Here is a 25,767-nt window from a genome sequence, read left to right on the forward strand (position 1 = left end):
CGCGGATTATCCCTTCGCCGCTTTGAGCTTCTCGGCCTCGTTCGCGGCGCGCAGTTGCGGGTGCTTCGAGTAGAGATAGCTTTGCTGCGCCACGGTCAGAAGGTTCGAGGTGATCCAGTAGATCAGCAGACCCGCGGCGAACGGGGCCATCACGAACATCAGGATCCACGGCATGATCGCGAACATCTGCTTTTGCACCGGGTCCATCGCGCTGGGGTTCAGGCGGAAAGTCAGCCACATCGTGATGCCGAGCAGCACCGCGAGCGGGCCGATCGCGAGGAAGCCTGCCGGCACGGTGAAATCGAGCAGGCCGAACAGGTTGAGGATATGCGCCGGATCGGGTGCGGACAGATCCTTGATCCACAAGGCGAAGGGTTCGTGGCGCATCTCGATCGCCAGCACCAGCACCTTGTAAAGTGCGAAGAACACCGGGATCTGGATCAGCATCGGCAGGCAGCCGGAGAGGGGATTGACCTTCTCGTCCTTGTAGAGCTGCATGATTTCCTGCTGCTGGCGCTGCTTGTCGTCCTTGAAGCGTTCCTGGATCTCCTTCATCCGCGGCTGCACGGCCTTCATCGCCGCCATCGAGGCAAAGCCCTTCTGCGCGATCGGGAACATCAGGCCGCGGATCACCACGGTGAGCAGGATGATCGCCACACCGAAATTGCCGACAAGGCCATTGAGCGTGCGCAGGAGCCACAGGATCGGCTTTTCGAAAAACCAGAACCAGCCCCAGCTGATCGCCAGGCCGAAATTGCTGATCCCGCCGTCTTCGTAGCTGTCGAGGATCCGGCTGTCCTTGGCGCCGGCATAAAGACGCGTGTTCTGCGTCATCGTCGCGCCCGCAGGCACGGTCACGGGGCTGTAGAGCAGATCGGTGCGGAACAGCGATCCGCCCAGCGCACGGAAGCCCGCGTTCTCGACCTTGACGTTGCCCCTGCCATCGCCGGGGACCAGCGCGGACAGCCAGTACTGGTCGGTAAAGCCAAGCCAGTCGGGCGCGCCCGCCGGGGTTTCGTTGCCGATCTCGGCCAGCTCGTCATAGGAATGCGGATCCCACAGCGTATCGCCGAACACGCCCACCGGGCCCGAGTGCGAGATGTACTGGTCGACCGTGGCGGTGGTGCTGGTGCGCTTGATCAGCGCGAAGGGCTGAATCACCGCAGCGCCCGCGCCGGCGTTGCTCACGCTCTGGCTGGCGGTGATCATGTAATTGGCATCGATCGCGAAACGGATCGCATAGGTGATCCCGGCCGCATCGGTGCGCGTCAGCGTGACCGGGGTGGTCGGGGTCAGGCGCGTACCATCGGCCTGCCACAGCAGGTTCGACGGCTGACGCTGGCCGCCTGCGACGAAGCCGAACTCGGCGAAATATTGCCCGGGGGTGCCTTCGGGCGCGAACAGCCGGACGGGGCCGGAATTCTTCTTCACCGTCTCGCGGTAATTCTTGAGTGTGATGTCATCGATCCGCGCGCCGACGAGGTTGATCGAGCCGGCAATGCGCGGGGTGTCGATCACCACGCGGTTGCCGCCGCCAAGCGACGTCCTGAGATCAACCTTGCGGGCAGCGCCGTCGCCGCCGAGATTGCCTGCGACCGTCGTTGCCGCCGGTGCAGCCACCGTTTCGGCGCGCCGCGCCTGCTCGGACTGCTGCGAAGTCATTGCGGCTTCGGGATAGAAATACCGAAGACCCGTTTCCCAGCCGAGGATCAGCAAAGCCGAAAGCACGACAGCGAGCAGAAGATTGCGATTGTCCAAGAGTAAGCCCCGCGAGAATGCGTCAGTGGGTGTATTATGGGGGTAAGGCGGTCCCGTTACCAGACCCCGGCAGTTTCGGCCCTCAAGGGACAGGGTCGTGGCCGTGTCCGCCCCAAGGCTGGCAGCGCATTATACGCTTAAACGCCATCCATCCACCCTTTGCCGCACCATATTTGCCGATCGCTTCGATCGCATACTGGCTGCACGAGGGGGAATAGCGGCACGAAGGCGGCAGGATGCGCGACGGGCCAAGCTGCCAGCCGCGCGCGATCAGGATCAGCACCTGCTTCACCGCACCGCGCTCTTGCCCGGGCGATTGCCCTTGCGCGGACGGCGGCCACCGGCGGGATCGCCCTGTCCGGTGCGGGCGCGTGCCAATGCCTTACCAAGTTCATCGGCCATCTGATGGAAATCGCGCTCCACCCCGCCGGCGCGCCCGATCAGCACGTGGTCGTGATCGGCGAGCCCGTGCTGGGGCAATGCGGCGCGCAGCAATTCGCGAAACCGCCGCTTCATGCGGTTGCGCACCACGGCGTTACCGATCTTCTTGGTGACCGTGATCCCGAATCGAATGCCCTGCCCGCCGTTCGGGCGTGTCAGCAACACGAACCCCGTCCGCGCATTGCGCAGACCGGCATTGGCGGCGAGAAAATCCGCGCGGCGGGTGAGAACCGAGATCATGTCCGTGCCCATCGAATCGCTGCCGGGGCGGGATACGTCAACGGGCTCCCGAAGGGAGCCCGCAAGGCCGGCTGGCCGTCCGCAGCGACACGGCCTTGCAGCCGCATGAGCGAGGAAATCGCACCCGCACAGGCGGGTGCGCGAGCAATTAAGCGCAGAGCTTCTTGCGGCCGCGCGCACGGCGGGCGCGAAGCACCTTCTGGCCGCCCGGGGTGGCCTTGCGTGCGAAGAAACCGTGACGACGGGCACGCACGAGATTGCTGGGCTGGAAGGTACGCTTCATATCATCCTCGAAAAAACTGGCCGGCGCACGCCCCTCTAAGGGAACCGAGCCGGGGCCGCCATCAGGCAAGCCGCAAAACAGACGGGGCCGTTATGGGGAAACCGCCCATGAGTCAAGCAAAGCCGCACCGCCCTGCGCGCCAAAGCTGGCAAAAGCAAGCTGCGGGGCGAGGCGGGGCGCAAGCTGCGAATCCTCAGCTTCGCGCGCGGGACGCGGTGCCAGCGCAAGCGCGGGCAGCGTCAGCCGCGCACCGAGCGCGGCGGCAAGGCTCTGGCCAGAGCGCCGCAACGCCATCCGCAACGCGCGTTCGACCCGGCCATCGATCGTGCGCGAAGCCGGCGCGATCCAGCGCGCCATCTCCGCGCCTTCAAGCCACAGCGCGCCCGAATGCGGCACCGAATTGGTCATCGCGTAAAAGGCGCGGGCCTGATCGCCGCTCATGCCCATTTCGGCATAGTAATCGAGGTAGAGCTTGTTCTCGGGCGCTTCGGCAGCAAAATCGCCCGGCTCGCGCCCGCGCTCGTCGCGCCACGAATGCACCGCGAACAACGCGCCTTCGTCCACCGTGCGCTGCGTCCCTGCCAGGAACAGTTCGACCGCGCCCGACCGCGCCGATCCGCCAGCCGGGACATGCGTGGCAAGCCCCGCCGCCCTGATTGCGCGGCCCAGCCGCAGATTGGCCAGATCATGCGTCGTTCCCGGCGCATCGACGAATTCGATCACGGAAAGTCCCGGATAACGCGCCATCATCGCCGCAAAGGCCTGGGGCGAGGCAGCATCGGTGGCCCCCACCAGCGCGGCGCGGCGTTCGTCGAGGACGCGAAACGGCCCGAAGGTGGCTATGCCTACGCCTGCGGAACCGCGCTGCACGGGTTGCGCAATGAAGCGCACCGGATGGGTTTCGCGGATCGTTTCGGTCACGATCACAGCGCCTGCGCGGCTGACGGTGACCAGCGGCTCTGCCGTTCCCGCGGGCGCGGCGGCCGCAGCCGAAAACACTTGTCCGCCATCGGCAACGCGCACCCACTGGCCGCTTGCCGCATCCCACTCCTCGACCCAGCGAATCGTCGAGACCACCCGCGCGCCCGGCCCCGCATGGGTCTGCGCCACCGACGCCGCAGCGGGCAGCAGCATGGCCAAGGCAGCGGCAGCAAGGGCGATCACGCGGTTCATGACCGGCATAGTCGCCCGCCGCCCCTTCCGAATTTGCCAAGATTTATGCTTACGAAATGCCTTCGCGTTCGTACCGAGCTGCGTAGCAGGCATTGCGCAAGGGCAGCTCGGCGCTCGACAAGCCCCTCACAAAGCTGCACAATCGCCGCAGGGGAGACGGGGGGATGGCAAGCTGATGGTCGCGCTGGCACGAACGGTCGCCTACCTCGGGCTCGAAGCGCGCAGCGTCGAGGTGCAGTGCCATATCGGCCCCGGCCTGCCGCGCTTCAATTTGGTCGGCCTGCCCGACAAGGCGGTGAGCGAAAGCCGCGAACGGGTGCAGGCCGCGCTTGCCGCGATGGGCCTGGCGCTCCCGCCCAAGCGGATCACGGTCAACCTGTCGCCCGCCGATCTGCCCAAGGACGGCTCGCATTACGATCTGCCGATTGCGCTGGCGCTGCTGGCGGCGATGGGCGTGACCGATGCCGAACAGCTTAATGACTGGATCGCGGTCGGCGAACTGGCGCTCGATGGCCGGGTGGTTGCAAGCCCCGGCGTGCTGATCGCCGCGCTTCATGCCAGCACGGTTGGCGCAGGTCTGATCTGTCCCGCCGAACAAGGGCCCGAAGCGCGCTGGGCAAGCGGTGTGCCGGTGCTGGCCCCGCGCGATCTGCCTAGCTTGCTTGGCCATCTCAAAGGCAGTCTGGTGCTGCCCGAACCCCCGCGCGGCGATGTCGCCGATGCGGCACAAGGCAATGATCTGAGGCAGGTCAAGGGACAGGAAACCGCCAAGCGCGCGCTCGAAATTGCGGCGGCCGGCGGACACAACCTGATGATGGTCGGCCCGCCGGGATCGGGCAAGAGCCTGCTTGCCTCGTGCCTTCCGGGCATCCTGCCCCCGCTCACCCCGCCCGAGGCGCTGGAAGTGTCGATGGTGCAATCGGTCGCCGGCACGCTTGAGGCCGGGCGGATCAGCCGCGCGCGTCCGTTCCGCGCGCCGCACCATTCGGCCAGCATGGCAGCGCTCACCGGTGGCGGGCTGAAGGTGCGTCCGGGCGAGGTCAGCCTCGCGCATCTGGGCGTGCTGTTCCTCGACGAATTGCCCGAATTCCAGCGCCCGGTGCTCGATTCGCTGCGCCAGCCGCTGGAGACTGGCACGGTCGATATCGCCCGCGCGAACGCGCATGTGACCTTCCCCGCGCGCGTCCAGCTGGTCGCGGCGATGAACCCGTGCCGCTGCGGCTATGCCGGAGACCCCGTGCGCAACTGCAACAAGTATCCGCGCTGCATCGGCGATTATCAGGCGCGGTTGTCAGGGCCATTGCTCGACCGGATCGATCTGCACGTCCATGTCGGCGCGGTCAGCGCGCTCGACATGACGCTGCCCCCGCCCGCCGAAGGCAGCGCCGAGGTTGCCGCGCGGGTCGCTGCCGCACGCGCACGGCAGACCGAACGCGGCGTCCGCTCGAACGCGGAGCTGGAGGGCGAGTCGCTCGATCATTATGCTGCGCCCGATGAGGCTGGCCGCAAGCTGCTGCTTCAGGCCGCCGAAAAACTGCGGCTGTCGGCGCGCGGCTATACCCGGATGCTGCGGGTGTCGCGCACCGTCGCCGATCTTGCCGGGGCCGAGAGCGTGGGCCGCAGCCATATCGCCGAGGCGCTATCCTATCGGCTGATGACGGGTTAAGGAGCACGCACGCGGCCTCCCCCCCCCGGCCCGATCAAAGGCGCAGCGGCGATTTCTCACGACCCTTCAGCATTGGCGCAAGAGCAGCCGCGCGGCATCTCGCGGTGGGCCGCCGTGCTGCGCGACATGTCGCGGCGGCGCAAGCTGGCGAGCATGGCCATCGCGCTCGCGCTCGAAGGGCTGCTCGTGCTGATGCTGCTTACGCTCGGTGCCAATCTGGCGGGCGATCCCGACAGCGATGAAGAGCTCACCACCTTCAAGGCGGTCGAATTTGCCGCAGCCCCGCAGGCCCAGCCCGACGCCGCGCCGGAAGAAACCGAAGCTGCCAGCGCCGCTGACACCGCCCAGCCGGATACGCCGGTGCAGCCCTCGCCGATCCGGCCCTCGCCGCTGGTGCTGCGGCCAGAGCCCGCGCCCGAGCCCCCGCGCGCAGAGCCCGTGCCGCCGCAACCCGAACCGCAGCCCAGCCCCGCGCCGCAAGCGCCCGCGCGGCCAAAGATCAGCGCACGGATCAGGCCGGGCGCGGCCGCCGGCCCCGCCGACACCGGCAATCCGCGCACCGCCGGCGACAGCGAACAGGTGGGCACCGCACCCAATGGCGAGCCGCTATATGCCGCGCGCTGGTACCGCGAGCCGACCGATTCGGAATTGGCGGGCTACCTCTCCACCGCCAATGGCCCGGGCTACGCGCTGATCGCGTGCCGCACGGTCAGCGATTACTATGTCGAGAATTGTCAGCTTCTGTCCGAAGGCCCGCAAGGCTCGCAGATCGGCCGCGCGGTAATGGCCGCAGCATGGCAATTCCGCGTACGCCCCGCGCGGATCGGCGGGCGCGAACAGTTCGGCAGTTGGGTCCGCATCCGGATCGACTATTCGGTGCGCCGCGCGCCGCGGTGATCAGCTGCCAGCGTGTTCGCGCACCACCGCGACGAAATCCGCACCCCAGGTCTCAAGCTTCTTCGCCCCGACACCCGGGATACGGCCCAGTTCGCCCAGCGTCTCGGGGCATTGCAGCGCCATGTCGCGCAGCACCGAATCATGGAAGATCACGTAAGCCGGCAGGCCATGCTCGCTGGCAAGCGCCTTGCGCTTGGCGCGCAGCGCTTCGAACAGCGGATTGCCGACCGGGTTGGGCGCGGTGTCGCCGCCGCCGCGGGTGCGGCGCTGGCGGCGCTGGCGCACCGGCGGTTCGGCGATCGCGACCGCAGCCTCGCCCTTCAGCACCGCACGCGCCTCAGGCCCGAGCATCAGCCCGCCATGCTCGGTCGCGCTCAGCATCCCGCGCGCGACCAGCGTGCGGGTGAGCGGCCGCAGCAAGGCCGCCTCGCCCGAACCGACGATCCCGAACACCGACAGCTTGTCGTGTCCGCGGCTTTCGATCCGCTCGTCGCTCTGGCCGGTCAGCACCTTTTCGACATGGCCGATGCCGAAGCTTTGTCCGGTGCGATAGACCGCCGACAGCAGCTTGCGCGCCAGTTCGCTCGCATCGAGCACGTCGGGCGGTTCGAGGCAGTTGTCGCAATTGCCGCAGCGGGGGGCAGGATGCTCGCCGAAATGCCTGAGCAGGATCGCGCGGCGGCAGGTCGGCGCCTCGACCAGCGCGGCCAGAGCATTGAGCCGCGCGTTCTCAGCGGGAAGCCGTTCGGGCTCGACCTCGCCCAGCCATTGCCGCGCGCGGGCAAAATCGGACGCGCCCCAGAACATGTGGGCCTCGGACGGATCGCCATCGCGGCCCGCGCGCCCGGTTTCCTGATAATAGGCCTCGATCGACTTGGGCAGCCCGGCATGGACGACGAACCGCACGTCGGGCTTGTCGATTCCCATGCCAAAGGCGATTGTCGCGACCATCACCATGCTTTCGGAAGCGACGAATTCGGCCTGCACGCGCGCGCGGCGTTCAGGTTCCAGACCCGCGTGATAGAACCCCGCCTCGCGCCCCGAGCGCGTGATCGCGGCGGCCAGATCCTCGGCCTGCTTGCGGCTGGGGGCATAGACGATCCCCGCCCCGTCCATCCGCTGGACCAGTTCGGTGATCTGGCGCGTGCCGTTGTCGCGCGGGTTGATCGCATAGCGGATGTTGGGCCGGTCGAACCCGGCAACGATCAGGCCTTCGTCGGGGATGCCGAGCTGGCGCAGGATATCCGCGCGCGTGGTGCGGTCGGCGGTCGCGGTCAGCGCGAGGCGGGGCACCGCGGGAAAGCGGTCGAGCACCGGGCGCAGCATGCGGTAATCGGGGCGGAAATCGTGGCCCCACTCGGACACGCAGTGCGCCTCGTCGATCGCGAACAGCGAAACCTGCGCGCGTTCGAGCAGGCTCTGGAACCCCGGGGTCGAAGCGCGCTCGGGGGCGACATAGAGGAGGTCGAGCTCGCCTGCGCGAAAGGCTGCGGCGGTGGCGGCGTTGTCGCTGTCGGCCGAGGTCATCGAGGCGGCGCGGATACCTGCTGCGGTCGCCGAGCGGATCTGGTCGTGCATCAGCGCGATCAGCGGCGAAATGACGATCGCGGTGCCGGGGCGCGCCAGCGCCGGGATCTGGTAACACAGGCTCTTGCCCGCGCCTGTCGGCATCAGCGCCAACGTGTGCTGGCCGGCCATCACCCGCCCGATCACCGCCTCCTGCTGCCCGCGAAACGCGGGGTAGCCGAAGGTGCGGCGCAGGATGTCATGGCATGCAGGAGGGAGGGTAGCGGGGGGCACGGCCTCGTTCATGGCCAGTCCCTAGCGCAGCTCGGGCGCAAAATGCACCCGGATCGGGGCGCTATCGACCGATTATCGCGATGCCGCCTTGCGCGCGGCAAGATCGACGACGTCGCCGGTGGCAAGATCGCCCCCACGCGCCGCGATGGTGCCGTCGGCGCGCTTGCCGAGGTCTGCGGGGCGGACCAGCCACAGATCCTGCGGGCCAAGGATGCGCCCGTCATGCGCGAGGATCGACACCGGTCCGATCGCCAGCCGGTCGCGTTCGTCGACCAGCACGGGGTCTTCGACCACCCGCTCGCTGCCGTATTTCTGGCCCCACTGGCGCAGCGCGAGCATCGCGGGCAGCAGGTCGAGGCCCTTTTCGGTCAGCCGGTATTCGATCTTGCGGCGATCATCGGCGCACGGCTCGCGCTTGAGGATGCCGTGCTCGACCAGCTTCGCGAGGCGGTTCGACAGGATGTTGCGCGCGATGCCAAGCTCGGAAAGGAATTCCTCGAAGTGCTTGAGACCATTGAAGCTGGCGCGCAGGATCATGAACGACCAGCGTTCGCCCATCACTTCGAGCGCCTGCGGCAAGCCGCATTCGATCAGTTCGCGCAGCGGTTCTCTCAAGTCACCCATGGATCGCCTTTTCCTCCCCTTGCCAGGGATGTGTAACCGATTTTGCAGGCCACACAAAAAATTTTCAATTTCCAGTTGCAACTCAAAACCTATTCACATAAGTAGCGAATAGCAACTAGTTTCGAATCGAAATGTTGCGTTGCAAAAGATTGTGACAGCGACCAAAGGGGCCTCGCCCCGAAAGAACAGACGGCAAGGATATTCCGATGATCAACACCCCCTCCTTTCCCCGTACCGGCAAGCTTGCCATTCTCGCCTCGGCGCTGGTGATGGGCGGCGCTGCTGCCAGCACCGTGCAGGCCGCCGGCCCTGCCTATTACACCGCAACCCTGACCGCGCCGGCCAGCGAAGCGCGCTTCGTTGCGGGCGGTGTTGCCTGGACCTGCGAAGGCACCACCTGCGTTGCCGGCAAGGCCAGCGCGCGCCCCTTGCGCATCTGCCGCGGCCTGAACCGCAAGTCGGGCGAAATCGCCGCCTTCAAGGTCGAAGGCGCCGCGATCGAAGAGGCCGAACTGGCCAAGTGCAACGGCTGATCGCCGCCTGACACGACGTCCCTCTCCCTCCGGACCCTCTCCCCTCTCCACCCGGATGGAGCCTGAAACCCCCGGTGTCCCGGCACCGGGGGTTTTTCATTTGCTCCCGCCGGGCGCTTACAGCAGTCCGGCACCCGTCAACTGCGCTTCGAGCGCGGCGGCATCGGTGAACAGGTGCGCGTCCCAGCCGCGCGCACGCGCCGCGGCGATGTTGGCGGGATTGTCGTCGGTGAAGAACAAGGCGTCGCCGCTGCGACCGCTGCGCCGTTCGACGATCTCGTAAATTCGCGCCTCGGGCTTGGCGACCTTCTCGACGCCGGAGACGATGATATCCGCAAAATGGTCGAAGATCGGCTGTGTCGGGCGGAACGCCTGCCAGAACTCGTCGCCGAAATTGGTCAGGCAGAACAAGGGTACGCCGCGCGCTGCCAGCCGTTCGACCAGCGCATGCGTGCCGGGGACGGGCCCGGGAATGGTTTCGTTGAACCGCGCGGCATAGGCGCGGATCAGGCTTTCCTGCGCGGGGTAGAGCGCGATTCGCTCAGGCAGCATCTCGGCCATCGTCCGGCCCTGGTCATGCTCGAAATGCCATTCCTCGGTGACAACGTTGGCAAGGAACCAGTCGAGCTCTTGCGGATCGGCGATCAGCTTTTCGAACAAGACGCGCAGTTGCCAGTCGAACAGCACCCGCCCCACATCGAACACCGCGGCCTTGCGCATCGTCATTCCCCAAACGCCTGCGGCCCGCGCTCCTGCAAGGAGGCGGGCCGCCAATTTCCATCAGCCGCCCATGCCGGGCAGCCGCGCCTGCTTTAGCCCTGGCGGGCCTTGAAACGGCGATCGGTCTTGTTGATGACGTAGGTCCGGCCGCGACGACGGATCACGCGGTTGTCGCGGTGGCGACCCTTCAGCGACTTCAGGCTGTTGACGATCTTCATGGCTCTTTTTCCAAATACAAAGCGCGCCGGAATGGCCCGACGCGCGGAAATTCGAGGGCTGCCGTTAGCGGTGACGCACCCGAACGTCAATGCCGGTTCGCCCCCATCAGCCCCGCAGCGTGGTCAATTTGCGCTCCCACGCCAGCGCATGCGCGATAATCGTGTCGAGATCGGCATGCGCAGGCTCCCACCCCAGCGTCTGCCTGAGCCGCGAGGGATCAGAGATCAGCGAATCGGGATCGCCCGCGCGCCGCCCTTCGATTCGCCGGTCGAGCTTGCGATTCGTCACCCGGTCGACCGCGTCGAGCACCGCGTTCACCGAAAAGCCGCGGCCATAGCCGCAGTTCATCGTCAGCGAGCGTGCGGGCTCCGCGATCAGTGCCTCGAGCGTCAGCACATGCGCCGCCGCCAGATCGCTGACATGGATGTAATCGCGCACGCCCGTCCCATCGGGCGTGGCAAAATCGGTGCCGAAGACGGCCACCGATTCGCGCTTGCCCAGCGCGGCCTCGATCGCGACCTTGATCAGATGGGTCGCGCCTGCGGTCGATTGCCCGCTGCGTGCCTGCGGATCGGCGCCCGCGACATTGAAATAGCGCAGCACCCCGACATTGAGCGGGTGCGCCGCCGCGACATCGGCAAGCATTTGCTCGGTCATCAGCTTGGACCAGCCATAGGGGTTGATCGGACGCTGCGGTGTGTCCTCGCAAACGGCAGCAACCTCGGGAATACCATAGGTCGCCGCGGTCGAAGAGAAGATGAAGTGCCGCACCCCGCCCGTCACCGCCGCGGCAATCAGCGCGCGGCTTTTGGCGGTGTTGTTCTCGTAATATTTGAGCGGATTTTCGACGCTTTCAGGCACCACCACCGATCCGGCGAAATGCATGATCGCGCCCGTCCCCTGCTCGGCAAAGATCCGCGCGAGCAGTGCGCCATCGGCAATATCGCCTTCGTAGAACGGCACGCCTTCGGGCACGGCAAAGCGGAAACCGGTGACCAGATTGTCGATCACCGCCACCGGCCAGCCGGCATCGCGCAAGGCAAGCACCGCGTGGCTGCCGATATAGCCGGCCCCGCCGGTGACGAGGACGGAAGGTTTGCTTTCAGTCATATCGGCACCCTTACCACACAAACCGCTGAGAAAATCTCAATCGCGTGCGAACTTATCGCAGGCCTCGCAGGTTTATCCCCGCGCTCTATATAAGTCGCACCACGAGAGGACACCACGCCATGACGCTGCCCCGCCCCGCTTTCCGCCTGCCTGCTGCGCTTGCGCTGGCCTCCGCGCTTGCGCTGTCCGCCTGCGCGACCACGCCCTATACCGGCCCGGTCGAAGTGACCCGCTTCGTCGCCGCCTCGCCCGCTGGTCTTGGGCAAGGGACGATCGCGGTGGCGTTCCCCGACACGGTCAGCAATCTTGCCGCCCGCGCCGCCTTTGCGCAGGCAGTCAGCGCCGAACTGGCGCGTCTGGGCTACACCGTCGTTCCCGAAGGCACGCCGGCCAGCCAGACCGCCACGATCCGCACCACGCGCGGCCCGATTGCCGCCGCGCCCGTCGATCGCCGCGGGCCGGTAAACGTCGGGGTCGGCGGTTCGACCGGCGGCTATGGTTCGGGCCTCGGCATGGGCGTGGGGATCAATCTGGGCGGCGGGCGCGAAAGCCCCGAGGCGCTCACCACGCTCGAAGTGCGCATCGCGCGCAGCGGCGGCGAGACATTGTGGGAAGGCCGCTCGCAGATCGCGACGGGGGTGAAGTCGCCTTATTCGCAGACCGAAACCAGCGCGCGCACGCTCGCTGCCGGGTTGTTCAAGGACTTCCCCGGTGGCAATGGCGAAACCGTGACGCTCGACGCCAAAAAGCTGCAAGGACAATAATGACACTCTTCATCGACGCCGGTTTCGACGCCGGGAACATCGACGTGCTGGACATTCAGGGCAACACCGCGCGCCTTGCGATCCGGCGCGACAATGCCTCGGAATTCTTCCAGTGGTTCCACTTCCGCGTCACCGCGCCCGCAGGCGAGGAAGTGGTGCTGAAGATCACCGGCCTCGAAGCCAGCGCCTATCCCGGCGGCTGGCCCGATTACGATGCCTGCATCAGCGAAGACCGCGATTACTGGGTGCGGGCGGCGAGCACATACGACAAGGCCGAGGACGGCGGGACGCTCACGATCCGCTACGTTCCGGCGGGCGGCGTGTTCTGGTGCGCCTATTTCGCGCCCTATTCGATGGAGCGGCACCACGATCTGATCGCCGAGACCGCATCGTGCGAAGGCGTCGATTACGTGCGGCTCGGCACCACCCTCGATGGGCAACCGATCGACTGCCTCGAAATGGGCGAAGGCAGCACGCAGGTCTGGCTCTATGCGCGCCAGCACCCGGGCGAGACGCAGGCCGAATGGTGGATGGAAGGCGCGATCGAATGCCTGATCGATCCCGCCGATCCGGTCGCGCGCGCGCTGCGCAAGCATTGCCGGTTGCACATCGTCCCCAACTGCAACCCCGACGGATCGCGCCGCGGGCATCTGCGCACCAATGCGGCGGGCACGAACCTCAACCGCGAATGGGCCCAGCCCAGCGCCGAACGCTCGCCCGAAGTGCTCGCGATCCGCAACCGGATGGACGAAACCGGCGTCGATTTCGCGATGGATGTCCATGCCGACGAGGCGATCCCCGCGGTCTTCATCGCCGGGTTCGACGGGATCCCTTCGTGGACGCAAGGACAGGGCGATGGTTACGACCGGTATCAGGCGATCCTCGACCGGCGCACGCCCGATTTCCAGACCAAGCTGGGCTACCCCAAGGCGCCCGCCGGCCGCGCCAATCTGTCGATGAGCACCAACCAGCTCGCCGAACGCTTCGGTGCGGTCGCGATGACGCTGGAAATGCCGTACAAAGACCTCGCCGACTTCCCCGAGCCCGAGCAGGGCTGGTCCCCCGAACGGTGCAAATTGCTGGGCCGCGAATGCCTTGCCGCACTGGTCGAATGGCTTGAAGGGCGCGAAGCTTGAGGATTTGGGCCTAGGCCAGATGGCCGGGCCCGAAGGCGTGCGGCAGCAGCGCGGACAGCGTCACGCGCCGCACGTCATCCTTGCTCACGCACAGGACCATAGGATCGGTCGCGCCGAGCGCGGCGACTTCGTTCAGCACCTGACGGCAGCGCCCGCACGGGGTGATCGGTTCGGCATCGGCCTTCAATCCGACCACCGCCACCGCGGCCAACCCGCCGCGCCGGCCTTCGCCAAGCGCCTTGGCGATCGCGACGGTTTCGGCGCAGAGCGCGAGGCCATAGCTCGCGTTCTCGACATTGCAGCCGGTGATCACCGCGCCGTCATCGAACAACAGCGCCGCGCCCACCGGGTAATCCGAATAGGGTGCATAGGCGTTGCGCGCGGCAGCGAAGGCCGCGTCGATCAGCGCCTGCTCGGCCTCGCCGCCCGGGATCATTTCTGCACCACCACCCATTCGACCGGCTCCTCGCTCGCCTCGGTTACCCGCGCGCTGTTGGCGCTCCATAGCAGCCACGGGCGCCCCGCATAGTCCGGCCGCGCGCGGTCGCGCCGCAGCCACAGATCGCGCGCCAGTGCGGTGGCGGTGTGGTGCCGGGTCTGGAAATCGGGCGACAATTGCAGGATCGCGCGCTTGCCAGCGTGCAGTTCGATCTGGTTGATCAGCGTCATCAGTTCGCTTTCGACCGCTGCATCGCTGACCGCGGGCTGGCAACCATCCGCCAGCGCGCCCAGCGCAATCGCCGGCGGCAGCAGGTCACCCTCGCGCGGGACCATCTGCGCGAACATCCCGCTTTGCGCATCGGCGGGCGCGCAGGGGTCGAAGCGCAGCAGCACGCCCACCTTCATCCCGGCGGCCTTGGCCTGCGCGAAGCGATCGGCAAAGCCGCCGGGCGCATCGGTGCCCGCGCCTGCTGCCAGCGGCAGATAGACAAAGCCTGCGCCCACTGCCTTGAGCGTCTCGAACTTCACCGGCGCGATCCCGTCCGGCACCAGCGCGCCCTGTTCGGGATAAAGCTGCGGGTCGGGCCGCCATTCGCGCATGTCCCACCACAGCCACGCGGCAAAGGCGAGCGCGAACAACCCCGCCAGCGCCGCCAGCCGCCACAGCAACCGCCGCGACGCCCGCCGCGCGCGCGCCCTGCCCGCTTTTGCCTGTCTGACCATGCCGTGCCGTTTCAACCCTTGATATGCAGCACGCAGATCAGCGTGAACAAGCGCCGCGCGGTGGCAAAATCGGTGTCGACCTTGCCCTCCAGCCGTTCGAGCAGCAGCTCGGCGGCGTTGTTGTGGATGCCGCGCCGCGCCATGTCGATCGTCTCGATTTCGGCCGGGGTCGCCTTGCGGATCGCCTGGTAATAGGAATCGCAGATCGCGAAATATTCGCGGATCGGGCGGCGGAACCGCGCCATTCCGATCATCAGGGTTTCGAGCAATTGCTCGCCCGTGTCCTTGATATCCATTGCCAGCCGCCCGTCGGTGACCGACAGGTGCAGGTGATAGGGGCCGGGCGCGCCGCGTTCGCTGCTGCGCACCGGCTTGAAGGTGTTTTCCTCGATCAGGTCATAGATCGCCACGCGGCGTTCCTGTTCGACATCCGCATTGCGCCACAGGATCGTCGCCTCGTCGAGCGTGACCTGCGCAATGCGCTGCGCCCCGGCGGCACCGGGCGCGGGCGAGACAGGCAGGGAATCGGGCGGCAGATCGGCCATGCGCCATGCCTTCGCAGATCAGGGGCGCGCACTTCAAGCACTTCGATGCGCTCTCCCCACTATCCACAGGATGCAAAATAAATATTGGCGCTTCCGCCCCTTGCATGGCGGGCGCACGGCTGCGCATCAGGGCGCCATGGCCGAGCCCGAAAAAGTGACCCCGATCAAGCCCCACGACCCCGCCGGCGAACTGCCGGTGAGGAAGCTGCCCGCCAATCTCGATGCGGAGGCCGCATTCCTTGGCGCGGTGCTGATCGACAACCGCGTGATCGAGGAATTGCCCGTGCCGATTCGGCCCGAGCACTTCTTCGAAGCCCTGCACGGGCGGATCTATGACCGCGTGCTGACGCTGATCGAACGCAACGCCACCGCTTCGCCCGTGACGCTGCGGCCCTTCTTCGAAGCGGACGAGGCGCTGCGCGAGCTTGGCGGCACGTCCTATCTGGCACAGCTCACCGCAAGCGGCGCAGGCCTGCTGGTGCCGCGCCAGCTGGCCCAGCAAATCTACGATCTGGCGCTGCTGCGCGAGCTGGTGAACGTGGGCCGCGGGCTGGTCGAAGGCGCGCTCGACACCTCCGAAGACACCTCGCCGATCGATCGCATCGCGCAGGCCGAAGCCGATCTGTTCAAGGTCGCCGAGGGTGCCTCGACCGGGCGCGAGGCGGCGACCTTCCGCGAAGCGGCGATGACCGCGATCAAGATGGCCGAAAAGGCGATGGCATCGGGCGGCGGCCTGTCGGGCCGCACCACGGGCCTTGCCACCGTCGACCAGAAGACCGCGGGCCTGCACGAATCCGATCTCATCATCCTTGCCGGCCGTCCGGGCATGGGCAAGACCTCGCTTGCCACCAATATCGCGTTCAACTGCGCCGAACAGCATCTCAACTGGCAGCGCGAAGGCGGCGAATTCAACTACGGTGCGCCGGTCGCCTTCTTCAGCCTCGAAATGAGCAGCGACCAGCTGGCCACGCGTATCCTTGCCGAACAGGCGGAAATCTCGTCCGAAGCGCTGCGCAGCGGTAAGCTCTCCCGCGAGGATTTCCAGAAGCTGTCCTATGCCAGCCAGCGTCTCGCTGAACTGCCGCTCTATATCGACGATACGCCCGCGCTGACGATCGGGTCCTTGCGCACCCGCGCGCGGCGGATGAAACGGCGGCACGATATCGGCCTGATCATCGTCGACTATCTTCAGCTCTTGCAGGGTTCGGGCCGCGGAAACGACAACCGCGTCAACGAGATTTCCGAAATCAGCCGGGGCCTGAAGACGCTCGCCAAGGAATTGCAGGTTCCGGTGATCGCGCTGTCACAGCTTTCCCGCGCGGTCGAAAGCCGCGAGGACAAGCGGCCGATGCTCTCCGATTTGCGCGAATCCGGCTCGATCGAGCAGGACGCCGACATGGTGTGGTTCATCTTCCGCGGCGATTACTATCACCTGCTGGTCAAACCCGACACGCCCGATGCGAGCAGCCCGCCCGACGTGCAGGAAAAATACCGTCTGTGGGAAGAGAAGTTCGAAGGGTTGGTGGGCCGCGCGACGCTGATCGTGGCGAAACAGCGCCACGGCTCGACCGGCAACGTGCCGCTCCACTTCCAGAGCGACATTACCAAGTTCACCTCGCCCAATTTCAAGGATTATTCGGACTACGGCTTCGAGGAATAGCGACCCAGCCGCAGCGGCGCAGAAGTCACGCGCGAAGGATTTCATCCGGCTCGAGCGGATCACGCAAGCTGCGCTGGCCGCGGTTTTCGTTCTTCGCCCGGTACAACGCGCGGTCGGCATGGCCGAACAAGGCCTCGGCGCTGCTGCCGTCATCGGGATAGTGCGCGATGCCGACGCTGGCGCCGACGCGGATCGTTGCGCCCTCGATCACATGCGGGCGCACCAGCGCGATCAGCAGCCGATCGGCCAGCGGCACATCGGCGAGCGGCGATTGCGGCGGGATCAGCACGGCAAATTCATCGCCCCCCTGCCGCACCACCAACCCGCCATCGCCGATCGCTTCGCGTAGTCTTTGCGCAACGGCGCACAGCAGGCGGTCGCCGGTCGCGTGGCCATAGCGGTCGTTGACCGGCTTGAACCCGTCGAGATCGAGCAGCGCCAGCCGGAACGGCGGTGCGCTCGGCCCCTTGGCCAGCAAGGCTTCGATCCGCGTGTCGAGCGCGCGGCGATTGGCCAGCCCGGTCAGGGGATCTGTGTGCGCCAGATCACGGGTCTGGTCCTGCAATTGCAGCAGGTCGATCAGCATCGCATGGCCTTGCAGGATGAAGCGGATCAGGATCAGCGTCGCCAGCACCAGCGATGTTGCCGCGGCGATTTCGGCCGGGCGACCCGAGGTCAGCATCAGCGCCGAAATTGGCACCACCCCGATGATGAGGTTGAGGATCGCGGCAAAGCGGATCGCGGACAGGCAATAGGCCGTCCCCAGCGATCCCATCGCGATGATCATCGCAAAACTGGCGTGGTTTCCGGGCGCTGCGGCAAACCAGTTGATCACCGCCCAGCTGCTGCACATCACCCCGACCCAGCCCGAAACGCTCGCGGTCTTCTTGACGATCAACTGCGCGCGGCGCGGGCTCATCGGGCGCGCGCGGGTCATCCGGTTTTCGATCAGGCCGAGCACGCACAGCACTGCGAGCAGCGCGGGCATGCCGTATTTGACCGCCCAGTGCAGATCGGCCGCACCCGCCATCGCCGCAGTCGGCGTGGTCGCCAGCAGCATCAGATACATCACCGGGCTTTGCGTTTCGACCCGGCGCGCGCGCAGGATCGCGAACTGGTCCGCGATTGCCGCGGGAATCGGCGGCATGACCCGCTGGCGAAATTGTTCGATGATCCCCCTCATGGGGTCAACCCTTACGCGCCTGCACGTAAAATCTGCGTTAACGATAAGCCCCTGTCAGCTAACCGGGAATTCGCAGGCGATCAGACGGTGCCTGCCTTGCTGATGCGGTAATCGGCAAGACTTGCCCAATAGGCCAGACGCCAGCGCAGCTTGTTGAAGAACGTGCTTTGCCGCGCATACCAGGCGGGCGTGATCGGCACGCTGGCCTGTTCCAAATGGTCGATCATTTCGCGCAGCCTTGCGGCAAGGCCTGCGTCCTCGATCCGGACCATCAGTTCGACATTGATCCGGAACGAGCGTTTGTCGAGATTGGCGCTACCGACATAGCTGACATCGTCGACCACCAGCAATTTGAGATGCAGCTTGGCGGGCGCGAATTCGAAGATCCTGACGCGGGCGCGCAGCAGCTTGCCATAGAGCAGCCGCGCCATGTCGATCGCGGCGCCGATATCGGATTTGCCCGCCATGATCATCCGTGCTGTCCCACGCCGGCCGATGCGGCGGAACAGGCGGCGAAAGCTGCGCGGCGGACTGAAATAGGGCGATACGGTATCGAGCCGGGTGGCCTTCTGCAGATCCTGCCGGAACACCCACGCCCAATGCCCGCGGCGCACCAGCGGCCCGCCGACCAGCAACCGCACCGGCCCCTCGCCGCCGTCCCAGTCGCGCACCAGATCGCGCAGCCGGCGCAAGCTGCGGGTGTGTCCGCCTGCGGCATTGGCGACCCATGCCTGCACCAGCGCGAACCATTCGGCAAAACGCGCCGCGACCGCGCCTTCGATCAGCACCGCCAGATCGCACCAGCCATCATCGCGCACAGACGCAAAATAGGCATCCTGGACATTGGCCCCGCCGGTCATCACGCGGGCATTGTCGGCAATCACGAACTTCTGGTGGTTGCGCACCAGATAGCGCGTTCCCCACTTGGGCGAGAACACCGCAAAGCTGCCGCCGGCTGCAATCAGCGGCGCAAAGAAGTCCGCGCCCGCATCATTGCCAAAGGCATCGACGATCACATCCACCCTGACCCCGCGGCGCGCAGCCTCGACCAGCGCATCTCGCACCAGCCTGCCCGAATTGTCCTTGTCGAAGATGTAGTAGAATACCCCGAGCGAGGTCTGCGCGCCGTCGATCAGCGCGATCAGCGATTCCAGCCGTTCGGGGCCGCCGGGATAGAAGGTGAGATTGTGGCCACCTGCCGCGATGCTGAAACAATCAGGATCGGCATAGCCGTGCGCGTTGGTGGGTGTTTCGCCAGCGGTCCCGGTCATCGACGCTGCCACCCCCTTTTCCTGTCCCGCCCTGGTTGCGCTTGCCGGTCTTGACCGCGCAAAGCTGCGGGCGGATAGATGCCCTTGTATGCTCTCGCAGAAAACCCGCTATGCCATTCGCGCGATGCAGCACCTTGCCGACAATTATGGTCAGGGCCCGGTGCAGCTTGCGGCCATTGCGGATAATCAGAAGATCCCGGCAAAGTTCCTGACCGTGATCCTGTCCGAGCTTACCCGCGCAGGGCTGGTCGAATCGCAACGCGGGCGCGACGGGGGGTACTGGCTGGCGATCCCGCCGATCGACATCACCTATGGCGACCTGATCCGGCACATGCGCGGCAGCCTTGCGCTGGTGCCCTGCGCCAGCCGCTACGCGCACGAAAAGTGCAAGAATTGCCTTGAGGAAGGCGAATGCCGCACGCGCGCGTTGCTGCTCGACGTGCGTGACCGCACCGCGCAGATCCTCGATGCGATCCGTCTGTCCGATCCGATCACCCCGGTGCCCCCCTTCGCCGCCGACACCGCCTGACGCGGCATTCCGGCGCACAAAGCCCACCTTTTGCCGCACCACAGAAAAACTGCTCGCCGAACCCTATTGTCAATCACATCACTTGAGTTTAGCAGCCTTTCGCAGACGGCACCCGCCGCGAAACGAAAGGCCTGTGGATGGACCATTCTGCGACACGCTATGACAAGGGCACGCCCAAGCAATCGCCCGAAGCCATCCGGGTGGTGAGCGAGGCGTTAGACCGCCTGCGTTACGGGGCAATCCAGCTGACCGTGCATGATGGCAAGGTCATGCAGATCGACATTACCGAAAGGACACGGCTGACCGACTGACCGGCCGGTTCTTGCGTGATCCGCTCACACCACAATCATCAGGGGACCGCAGACCGGACAGCCGGATGCACGCCCGTTTGCAAAGGCGAGACATGATGCATCCGATTTCCTTCCGCAGCACCTTGCTGCTCGGTGCCGGCATTGCCGCGCTGGTTTCCAACCCTGCCGCAGCGCAGGAAACCGCCACGGCCCCGCCCGAACCACAAAGCGTCGACGCCGAAAGCGACAGCACCGGCGACATCATCGTCACCGCGCGCCGCCGGCAGGAAAGCGCGCAGGACATTCCGCTTGCGGTCTCGGTGCTCGGCGCGCAGCAGCTTGACGAGACCGGCGCCTTCAACGTCAACCGGCTGCAACAGCTGGCCCCGACGCTGCAGTTCTATTCGTCGAACCCGCGCAACACCGCAGTCAATATCCGCGGTCTTGGCGTGCCCTTCGGCTTGACCAGCGACGGGTTCGAACAGGGCGTGGGCATCTATGTCGACGATGTCTATTATTCGCGCGTCGCCTCGGCCACGTTCGATTTTCTCGATGTCGCGCAGATCGAAGTACTGCGCGGGCCGCAGGGCACGCTCTATGGCAAGAACACCACCGCGGGCGCGATCAACATCCAGACCAACCAGCCGACCTTCGATTTCGAAGGCCGCGCCGAACTCAGCATCGGCAATTACAACTTCCAGCAGGCGCGCCTTGCCGTCTCCGGCCCGCTGTCGGACACGGTCGCCGCGCGCGTCGCGTTCTCGGGCACCAGCCGCAACGGCACGATCCGCAACGTGGTGACGGGCGAGAATATCCAGAGCCTCGACAATATTGGCCTGCGCACGCAGATCCTGTGGGAGCCGACCGATCGGCTCAAGATCAAGCTGGTGGGCGATTACAACAAGCAGGACGCGGTGTGCTGCGGATCGGTGTTCGTGGGCACCGGTGCGACGCAGCGCCCGTTGAACCGCCAGTTTGCCGCGCTGGCCGCGGCGCAGAACTATGCCCCGCCTTCGACCAATCCCTTCGACCGGCTGACCGACCTCGACAGCAATCTCAATGCGGGCAATGTGATCGCGGGCGCGGCGCTCAAGATCACCTGGGATGTCGGGCCGGGCACGCTGACGTCGGTCAGTGCGTGGCGTTACTGGGACTGGAAGCCCGAAAACGATCGCGATTTCACCGGGCTGTCGATCGTCGCGCGCTCACAGAACCCCTCGCAGCAAGACCAGTATACGCAGGAATTGCGCTACACCTACAGCGGCGATCGAATCGATTTCGTGCTGGGCGCGTTCGGCTTCAACCAGCGGATCGACACGCAGGGTCTCGAATCGCAAGGCGTCAACGCCAGCCGCTGGAACATCACCCCCAGCAATCCGCTATCGGCCGATCCCTCCGTGCTCGACGGGTTGACCGCGCGCAACACGCAGGTTCTCAAAAGCACCAGCGCGGCCTTGTTCGGGCAGCTTTCGTGGAAGGTGACCGATGCCTTCACGATCCAGCCGGGCGCGCGGCTCAATTACGACAAGAAATCGGGCTTCTATCAGCGCCGCGTGTTCACCAAGGCGGGCACCGAATTGCTGGGCACCGAAACCGACGCGGTCAGCCGCGCGCGTCTGGCGATCTATCAGCCGCAATTGAGCGCGCCGTCGGATACCGACTGGAACCTGACCTATGATCTGACCGCCAGCTACGAACTGGCGCCCGATGTGCTGGCCTATGGCACCTACGCCAAAAGCTTCAAGACGATCGGGATCAACCAGAACGGCTTGCCGACCGACGCGGCAGGCGTGCCGATCGCGGCAGCGGGCACGATCCGCCCCGAAAAGGTCGACCATTTCGAGCTGGGCCTCAAGAGCCAGTTCTGGGACCGCAGGGTCACGCTCAACCTTGCCGCCTATCGCACCGAGATCCGCGATTATCAGGCGACCGTGAATAACGGACAATTCGGGGTGCTGCGCGGTTATCTCGCCAATGCGGGCAAGGTCCGCTCGCAAGGGATCGAGGCGGACTTCGCGATCCGCCCCAGCGCGCGCTTCACCGCCTATGCCAACGCGGCCTACACCGATGCCCGATATGTCCGCTTCACCGATGCGCCCTGCCCGCCCGAACTGTCGGGCGGCACCACCGCGAGTGCGGGCCAGACCCCGTCCGCACCCGGCACCCCCGGCGGGATCAGCCCGGCGAACTGCGACATTTCCGGACAGCGCCTGCCCGGTGTGTCGAAATGGGCGGTGTCCTTCGGCGCGGAAGGCAATGTGCCGGCCACATTCCTCGGCCAGAGCGGCGAAGTCTATCTGGGCTATGACGGCACCTATCGGTCGAACTTCTCGTCAAACCCTTCGCCGTCCGCCTACACCTTCGTCGATGGCTATGCCCTGTCCAATTTCCGCCTTGGTTTTCGTACAGACGGCGGCCTCAATCTGTTCGGCTGGGTGCGCAATGCTTTCGATGAGAATTATTTCGAGCAGCTCTTCGTGGGGCCGGGCAATACCGGGCTGATCGCGGGGCTGCCCGGCGATCCGCGCACTTGGGGCGTGACCGCCGCACTGACTTTCTGAATGACCAGACCCCTCCATTCCCGCAGAGAGGACATGCCTCATGCCTGACATCACCCAGTTCCTGATCGCGCTCGCCCCCTTCATCGCGATCGGCTTTGCCGCGCAGATGATCGACGGCGCGCTGGGCATGGCTTTCGGGGTCATCACCCAGACGATGCTGGTGAGCGTGATGGGGCTGCCCCCGGCGGTCGCTTCGGCCAGCGTGCACGGCGTCGAGATGTTCACGACTGCCGCATCGGGCACCAGCCATATCGTCCACCGGAACATCGACTGGGGCCTGCTCAGGCGGCTTGCGCCCTTCGGGATCATCGGCGGGGTTGCCGGGGCAACGGTGCTGTCGAACATCGACGCCTCGGTCGCACGTCCGTTCGTGATGCTCTACCTCACCGGAATCGGTATTTACCTGCTGATCAAGGCGGTCCGGCAGCTCACACCGCATGTCGCCGATCCGAAATTCACCGCGCCGCTGGCGGTGGCCGGGGGGTTTCTCGATGCCGCGGGCGGGGGCGGATGGGGGCCGGTGGTCACCTCCAACCTGCTGGTCCAGGGCGGAGATACGCGCAAGGTTATCGGCACGGTCAACACCACCGAATTTCTGGTGACTTCATCGATCACGATCGCCTTCGCCCTGTCGCTGGGTGCCGAGGTCTTCTCGCAATATCTCAACATCGCCGCCGGGCTGATCGTCGGTGGGGTGATCGCCGCCCCGTTCGGCGCGCGGATCACGGCCAAGGTGCAGCCGCGCACGCTGCTGTTCGCAGTGTCGCTGGTGCTGATCGTCACCAGCGCCTACAACGTCTACAAGGCCTGGCCGATCATCTGATCCGGGCTGCCGCACCAGGAACCCCGCCCGATGGATACCGAATTGCTGCTGATCTGCGCCCTGACCGGCGTGATCAACCTGATCGGCGCGCTCGCCTATGCCGCGCGGATCGCGGGGGTGCGGACGGGGCGGATCGCGCTGTCGTTCGCCCTGTTCAACGTGCTGCTGCTGGTCAGCCGCACATCGAACGGGTTTCTCGGCCCCTTCCTGGCCAAGCGGATCGAGACCGCGCTTGCGACGGGCGACGGCTCCATGCTGATCTGGGATCTCAGGCTAGTGCTGCTGGCGGCGGCGATCTCGGTCGCGCTCGGCATCGTGCTGGTGCCGACAGGGCAGCGGGTGTTCGCCGCTGCGATCACCTTTTTCCAGGCCAACCGTTCGACCACCCGGCTGATCCTGCGCAGCATGACCCCTTCGGGCCTCGCCACGTTGCGCGATTCGGTCGCGATCCCTACGGGCGAGACGTTCAAATCGCTGAAGGGCGAGCGCGGGGTGAGCTGGCGCGTGCTCATCGCCAATGCGCTGGCGCAGGCGCTGCTGGCAGTGGGGGTGATCGCCTCGCTCTATGCCGGCTACCTCGTCCCCGAATTTCGCGTCACCGCCTCGCAGATGACCGCGATCGTCAACGGCTTTGCCACGATCCTGCTGTTCGCGCTGATCGACCCGCAGATCTCCGCGCTGACCGACGATGTGGTCGATGGCTCGGTGAGCGAGGCGACCTTCCGCCGGGCGATGATCTGGGTGTCGTTGAGCCGGCTGGCAGGCACGCTGATCGCGCAAATGATGCTGGTGCCCGCAGCAGTAGCGATCGCCTGGGCAGCAGGCTGGCTCTAGAGCGCGCTGAGCACGAGGCCCCCCGCCGCGCACGCCGCGAGTAGCCGCAGCACCCCCCACCTCGCCCCGAACGCCAGCGCAAAGGCAAGCGCGGTCAGGACGCCGGCACGCCAGTCGAAACTGGCAAGTTCGGGCCATGACAGACGCAGCATCCCCGCCTCCACCACGCCGACACGGGCGAACAGGACGTGCAGCGCAAACCACGCGGTGAGATTGGCGATCACGCCCACCACCGCCGCGGTCACCGCAGCCAGCCCGCCCTTGAGCCACACCGCCTGCCCCAACCGGTCGATCCACGGCGCGAGCGCGAAGATCCACAGGAAGCACGGCGCGAAGGTCACCCATGTCGTCAGCCCCGCCCCCAGCAAGCCCGCGACCAGCGGGGTGAACGGCTCGGGCGCGCGATAGGCGGCAAGATAGCCGACGAACTGCGTCACCAGGATCAGCGGCCCCGGCGTGGTTTCGGCAAGGCCCAGCCCATCGGCCATCTCGCCGGCCTGAAGCCACCCGAACCCCTGCACCGCTTCCTGCGCCATGTAGGCCAGCACCGCGTAGGCGCCCCCGAAAGTGACGATCGCGAGCTGCGAGAAAAACGCACCGACCTGCCACAGCACATGCCCCTGCCCCAGCGTCACCGCGATCAGCGCCATCGGCGCGGCCCAGATCGCGCCCCACACCAGCACCGACAGAACCGTCGTGCGCCACGGCCTTGCGGGCAGCGCGCCGGGCGTGCCCGAAGGCTTGAGCGCAAGCCAATCGGGCTGCGCGCGCGCGATCAGCATCCCGATCACGCCAGCCCCCAGCACGATCAGCGGAAACGGCAGCGCAAAGGCGAACAGGCCGACAAACGCCGCCGCCGCCAGCGCCCGCTTTGCCCCCGTATCGAGCGCGCGGCCCGCAATCCGCAGCAAGGCCTGCACCACGATGGCGAGCACCGCCGCCTTCACCCCCAGAAACAGCGCCGCGACCCAGCCAAGGTTCGCCGCCACCGCATAGAGCATCGACAGCGCGAGCATCACCGCAGCGCCCGGCACCACGAACAGCATCCCCGCCGCCAGCCCGCCGCGCATCCCGTGCAGCCGCCAGCCAATCCATGTGGCCAGCTGCTGCGCTTCGGGTCCGGGCAAAAGGTGACAGAAATTGAGCGCGTGGAGGAAATCCTCCTCCGCCACCCAGCTGCGCTGCTCCACCAGTTCGCGGTGCATCAACGCGATCTGGCCCGCCGGCCCGCCGAAACTGAGAAACCCGATCCGGGTGAACACCCGCAGCAGCGCCGCAAAGGATGGCTGCGAACGCCCCCGATCCGCACCAGAAACCGTCATCGATGCATCCGGTCCGTCCATGCGACCCTCGAAATTGGTCCCGCCGCGCAAAACGCACGGCATGGGAGTGACGAGGCAACGCTTGGGCCTCTCAAGGCCAAGACGGGAGGTTGCTGGACCCCGCAACACCGTGATCTATCGCGCGGTTTCACCATGCGCAAGCACCCGGTGTTTAAGCCCCCTCGCGATTCCACGTAGGGGCAGGCGAAGGCGATTTAACC

The 25,767-nt window shown here is 66.2% G+C and carries 27 protein-coding genes; 11 read left to right on the forward strand and 16 right to left on the reverse strand.

Features of this window, described 5'->3' with window-relative positions; all coding sequences use genetic code 11:
• Positions 1–6: 6 nt before the first annotated feature.
• From yidC to A9D12_RS15135, 5 genes are all read right to left on the reverse strand, one after another.
• Positions 7–1,758, reverse strand: coding sequence for a membrane protein insertase YidC (yidC, locus tag A9D12_RS02555; RefSeq protein WP_068349497.1), 1,752 nt, complete (start codon positions 1,756–1,758; stop codon positions 7–9).
• Positions 1,759–1,840: 82 nt separating this feature from the next.
• Entirely contained in the window at positions 1,841–2,050 is a 210-nt protein-coding gene (gene yidD / locus A9D12_RS02560; RefSeq protein WP_068349499.1) for a membrane protein insertion efficiency factor YidD, read from the reverse strand.
• The gene (gene rnpA / locus A9D12_RS02565) at positions 2,047–2,439 is read right to left on the reverse strand and encodes a ribonuclease P protein component (protein WP_082925602.1); all 393 of its coding nucleotides are present in this window, start codon (positions 2,437–2,439) and stop codon (positions 2,047–2,049) included. The genes yidD and rnpA overlap by 4 nt, the downstream gene beginning before the upstream one ends.
• Before the next feature lie 148 nt (positions 2,440–2,587).
• Complete coding sequence (rpmH, locus tag A9D12_RS02570) at positions 2,588–2,722, reverse strand: 50S ribosomal protein L34 (RefSeq protein ID WP_026092078.1); 135 nt, start codon at positions 2,720–2,722, stop codon at positions 2,588–2,590.
• Positions 2,723–2,812: 90 nt separating this feature from the next.
• A complete protein-coding gene (locus A9D12_RS15135) occupies positions 2,813–3,895 on the reverse strand; it encodes a hypothetical protein (RefSeq protein WP_197489859.1) in 1,083 nt (360 codons plus the stop codon).
• A gap of 175 nt (positions 3,896–4,070) precedes the next feature.
• On the opposite strand from A9D12_RS15135, the gene A9D12_RS02580 reads away from it, so the two are divergent.
• Positions 4,071–5,561, forward strand: coding sequence for a YifB family Mg chelatase-like AAA ATPase (locus tag A9D12_RS02580; protein WP_068349506.1), 1,491 nt, complete (start codon positions 4,071–4,073; stop codon positions 5,559–5,561).
• A 153-nt stretch (positions 5,562–5,714) separates the two neighbouring features.
• Complete coding sequence (locus A9D12_RS02585) at positions 5,715–6,458, forward strand: hypothetical protein (protein WP_231889674.1); 744 nt, start codon at positions 5,715–5,717, stop codon at positions 6,456–6,458.
• Here the strand turns inward: A9D12_RS02585 and recQ are convergent, their stop codons facing one another.
• Positions 6,459–8,270: a DNA helicase RecQ gene (recQ, locus tag A9D12_RS02590; RefSeq protein WP_068349508.1), complete on the reverse strand. Its 1,812-nt coding sequence runs from the start codon at positions 8,268–8,270 to the stop codon at positions 6,459–6,461.
• 60 nt (positions 8,271–8,330) lie between these two features.
• Positions 8,331–8,882, reverse strand: coding sequence for a winged helix-turn-helix transcriptional regulator (locus A9D12_RS02595; RefSeq protein ID WP_068349510.1), 552 nt, complete (start codon positions 8,880–8,882; stop codon positions 8,331–8,333).
• Positions 8,883–9,088: 206 nt separating this feature from the next.
• Between A9D12_RS02595 and A9D12_RS02600 the strand changes: the two genes are divergently transcribed.
• Positions 9,089–9,415: a DUF8200 family protein gene (locus A9D12_RS02600; protein ID WP_068349512.1), complete on the forward strand. Its 327-nt coding sequence runs from the start codon at positions 9,089–9,091 to the stop codon at positions 9,413–9,415.
• Positions 9,416–9,532: 117 nt separating this feature from the next.
• On the opposite strand, the gene A9D12_RS02605 is transcribed toward A9D12_RS02600, so the two are convergent.
• From A9D12_RS02605 to galE, 3 genes are all read right to left on the reverse strand, one after another.
• Complete coding sequence (locus A9D12_RS02605) at positions 9,533–10,135, reverse strand: HAD family hydrolase (RefSeq protein ID WP_418251577.1); 603 nt, start codon at positions 10,133–10,135, stop codon at positions 9,533–9,535.
• Between the two features lie 92 nt (positions 10,136–10,227).
• Positions 10,228–10,353 carry a type B 50S ribosomal protein L36 gene (ykgO, locus tag A9D12_RS02610; RefSeq protein WP_017666014.1) on the reverse strand — a complete coding sequence of 42 codons (126 nt, stop codon included), beginning with the start codon at positions 10,351–10,353 and terminating at the stop codon, positions 10,228–10,230.
• Between the two features lie 106 nt (positions 10,354–10,459).
• Positions 10,460–11,464 (reverse strand): UDP-glucose 4-epimerase GalE, encoded by a 1,005-nt coding sequence (galE, locus tag A9D12_RS02615; protein ID WP_068349518.1) that lies wholly within the window; start codon positions 11,462–11,464, stop codon positions 10,460–10,462.
• Positions 11,465–11,583: 119 nt separating this feature from the next.
• Between galE and A9D12_RS02620 the strand changes: the two genes are divergently transcribed.
• Together A9D12_RS02620 and A9D12_RS02625 are read left to right on the forward strand one after the other, a co-directional pair.
• Positions 11,584–12,228, forward strand: coding sequence for a hypothetical protein (locus A9D12_RS02620; RefSeq protein WP_068349520.1), 645 nt, complete (start codon positions 11,584–11,586; stop codon positions 12,226–12,228).
• Positions 12,228–13,364: a M14 family metallopeptidase gene (locus A9D12_RS02625; protein WP_068349523.1), complete on the forward strand. Its 1,137-nt coding sequence runs from the start codon at positions 12,228–12,230 to the stop codon at positions 13,362–13,364. The genes A9D12_RS02620 and A9D12_RS02625 overlap by 1 nt, the downstream gene beginning before the upstream one ends.
• 10 nt (positions 13,365–13,374) lie before the next feature.
• On the opposite strand, the gene A9D12_RS02630 is transcribed toward A9D12_RS02625, so the two are convergent.
• From A9D12_RS02630 to A9D12_RS02640, 3 genes are read right to left on the reverse strand one after another with little or no spacing between them, the layout of a single operon-like run.
• Positions 13,375–13,818 carry a cytidine deaminase gene (locus A9D12_RS02630; RefSeq protein ID WP_231889675.1) on the reverse strand — a complete coding sequence of 148 codons (444 nt, stop codon included), beginning with the start codon at positions 13,816–13,818 and terminating at the stop codon, positions 13,375–13,377.
• Positions 13,797–14,528: a glycoside hydrolase family 25 protein gene (locus A9D12_RS02635; RefSeq protein WP_068349527.1), complete on the reverse strand. Its 732-nt coding sequence runs from the start codon at positions 14,526–14,528 to the stop codon at positions 13,797–13,799. The genes A9D12_RS02630 and A9D12_RS02635 overlap by 22 nt, the downstream gene beginning before the upstream one ends.
• Before the next feature lie 11 nt (positions 14,529–14,539).
• Positions 14,540–15,073, reverse strand: a complete 534-nt coding sequence (locus tag A9D12_RS02640) for a UPF0262 family protein (RefSeq protein WP_231889676.1) — start codon at positions 15,071–15,073, stop codon at positions 14,540–14,542.
• Positions 15,074–15,209: 136 nt separating this feature from the next.
• Here A9D12_RS02640 and A9D12_RS02645 point away from each other — a divergent pair, with 136 nt between their 5' ends.
• A complete protein-coding gene (locus tag A9D12_RS02645) occupies positions 15,210–16,733 on the forward strand; it encodes a replicative DNA helicase (protein WP_068349530.1) in 1,524 nt (507 codons plus the stop codon).
• A gap of 25 nt (positions 16,734–16,758) precedes the next feature.
• Here A9D12_RS02645 and A9D12_RS02650 read toward each other — a convergent pair whose 3' ends face one another.
• Both A9D12_RS02650 and A9D12_RS02655 read right to left on the reverse strand, forming a co-directional pair.
• Positions 16,759–17,916 carry a GGDEF domain-containing protein gene (locus A9D12_RS02650; RefSeq protein WP_231889677.1) on the reverse strand — a complete coding sequence of 386 codons (1,158 nt, stop codon included), beginning with the start codon at positions 17,914–17,916 and terminating at the stop codon, positions 16,759–16,761.
• An 80-nt stretch (positions 17,917–17,996) separates the two neighbouring features.
• A complete protein-coding gene (locus tag A9D12_RS02655) occupies positions 17,997–19,187 on the reverse strand; it encodes a phospholipase D-like domain-containing protein (RefSeq protein ID WP_068353511.1) in 1,191 nt (396 codons plus the stop codon).
• 88 nt (positions 19,188–19,275) lie between these two features.
• Between A9D12_RS02655 and A9D12_RS02660 the strand changes: the two genes are divergently transcribed.
• From A9D12_RS02660 to A9D12_RS02675, 5 genes are all read left to right on the forward strand, one after another.
• Positions 19,276–19,716 (forward strand): RrF2 family transcriptional regulator, encoded by a 441-nt coding sequence (locus tag A9D12_RS02660; RefSeq protein ID WP_068349534.1) that lies wholly within the window; start codon positions 19,276–19,278, stop codon positions 19,714–19,716.
• 137 nt (positions 19,717–19,853) lie between these two features.
• Positions 19,854–20,027: a YezD family protein gene (locus tag A9D12_RS14395; RefSeq protein WP_082925352.1), complete on the forward strand. Its 174-nt coding sequence runs from the start codon at positions 19,854–19,856 to the stop codon at positions 20,025–20,027.
• A gap of 95 nt (positions 20,028–20,122) precedes the next feature.
• Positions 20,123–22,567, forward strand: a complete 2,445-nt coding sequence (locus tag A9D12_RS02665) for a TonB-dependent receptor (protein ID WP_068353513.1) — start codon at positions 20,123–20,125, stop codon at positions 22,565–22,567.
• A 40-nt stretch (positions 22,568–22,607) separates the two neighbouring features.
• On the forward strand, positions 22,608–23,390 hold the full coding sequence (locus A9D12_RS02670; RefSeq protein ID WP_068349536.1) for a sulfite exporter TauE/SafE family protein: 783 nt from the start codon (positions 22,608–22,610) through the stop codon (positions 23,388–23,390).
• A gap of 30 nt (positions 23,391–23,420) precedes the next feature.
• On the forward strand, positions 23,421–24,224 hold the full coding sequence (locus A9D12_RS02675; protein ID WP_068349538.1) for a lipid II flippase family protein: 804 nt from the start codon (positions 23,421–23,423) through the stop codon (positions 24,222–24,224).
• Here the strand turns inward: A9D12_RS02675 and chrA are convergent.
• Entirely contained in the window at positions 24,221–25,546 is a 1,326-nt protein-coding gene (chrA, locus tag A9D12_RS02680; protein ID WP_068353516.1) for a chromate efflux transporter, read from the reverse strand. The two genes, A9D12_RS02675 and chrA, sit on opposite strands and share 4 nt — an antisense overlap.
• Positions 25,547–25,767 lie beyond the last annotated feature (221 nt).

Origin of the sequence: Erythrobacter neustonensis (genome assembly GCF_001663175.1) — a bacterium.
Classification (GTDB): domain Bacteria; phylum Pseudomonadota; class Alphaproteobacteria; order Sphingomonadales; family Sphingomonadaceae; genus Erythrobacter; species Erythrobacter neustonensis.